We start from the raw sequence: 1,538 nt of genomic DNA on the forward strand, positions 1-1,538 counted from the left end.
AGCCGACACCCAACAGGATCCTTTGCTCATCCCCCCGTCTGCCACCGTGGCAGACGGGGGTATATATAAGGATCTATTCCCTAAGAATCAAAAGAGACAACCAGGCACGCTCCCGCTGGACCTTCAACGTCTGCTGAGCTTGGGTTTTCATAAATTTTTAGTTTTCAAACTCATGCGGGAAGCAAAGCAACACGGCAAGCTTCTGACAGAAGTAGTCGAAGTCACCTGGGGACACCTGAGTGCGGCGAAACGCCCCATCAGCTATCTCCGGTCTTTGCTCCGCTCGCCGGTCGATTTTGGTCACCAACTTCGCTCCCATCACGCAAAGATTCAACAACAACGCACGCGTTTGAACGAGATCAAAGCCATTGACGAACTCGCAGCACGCCACGCCGGGCAAGTCTTTTTCGACGAAGCCATCAATCGCCGCTTTGAGATTTCTGCGGATGGCAGCGAGATCGCTGTTCGCGATTGCCGTGAGCCCCGCGCTCGCATGTCCGCGGCCGGATGGAAACTGGATTTTGCAGAAGCACTTAAAGCCGGTCGCCTGCTGAGCGCATCACCGTCTCACGCCGCTGCGTTTGCCGAGAAATGCACGTCTGCACCTTCGGTCGCCCGCGTTCGCGTTCGCGCAGAGAGCGATCCGAAGCAAGGCGCTAGGTCCAACGTCATACCGGCCCCGGCAGCTGCTATTTCCGCACGCCTCGCGGACATGAAACAGCTCCTTCGGGCCACATGCGCCGGCGTTCGGAAAGATATGGCTGCGCAACCTAATGCCGCGAGCTGATGTTGGTCGCATAGTCTCGAGCAGTAACCTTGGAGCTGCCTACTGCGCCCCAATGCAATCGAGAAAGTCTTCATATCCGTCCGCCTTTGTTCCGCAGGCTAGAGGAGATGACAGAGGCGGGGAGTGAGCAACCACACTCACGCGAGCACACCGCACCTGCAGGTGACACCGTATCCGTTGCGGTCTGATAGTTGTGGAGGACGGGCAAAAGAGACTTGTCGTGCACTTCGCCTTCTAATGATACAAATATCTCATTCTTGGGCTGGACCATTGATTTTCATGCGACCCAATTCGGTTTGATTATTTGATACTTGTAACGAAAATCTAAGGTCGCCAGCAGACGATCATGAGCCACGCAAGGGAAAGAAGCACGGAGGAGGGGATCGTCCCAGCGCCCCGTGTGAACGGCGGTGAGAAAGTGCCTTTAAACGGCGGCGGCCCGCTTTAACACTGACTGAGACGCATTTCTAACTTTTGTCAGGATGTCGGTTTCTGCGGATGAGCGAGATGATATCGGCGCGACGAAGGGAGCCCGGAGGGCGAGTAAAGACGCGCCCGGGGCAACGATGCGTGCTGCTCTTAGTGGGTGACGCGGCAATACGGAGGGCGTAGAACAATAGCTTACCGCCGAAGAAACGGCCTGACACCGGTTCAAACCGCCAAGTCCACACCGATGTCAGACCCCACGCGTGCACGGAGCAAGGGTGTGCAATGAGTATTGCACGCTCAGCCGGCTCTGTCGATATCGCCT

General features: G+C 56.3%; 1 pseudogene. It reads left to right on the plus strand.

What is annotated here, in order from left to right:
- Window positions 1-787: pseudogene (locus BSU04_RS46810) on the plus strand (replication protein O); the annotation flags it as partial.
- Window positions 788-1,538: the final 751 nt, after the last annotated feature.

The sequence above is a fragment of the Caballeronia sordidicola genome (assembly GCF_002220365.1).
GTDB lineage: Bacteria > Pseudomonadota > Gammaproteobacteria > Burkholderiales > Burkholderiaceae > Caballeronia > Caballeronia sordidicola_C.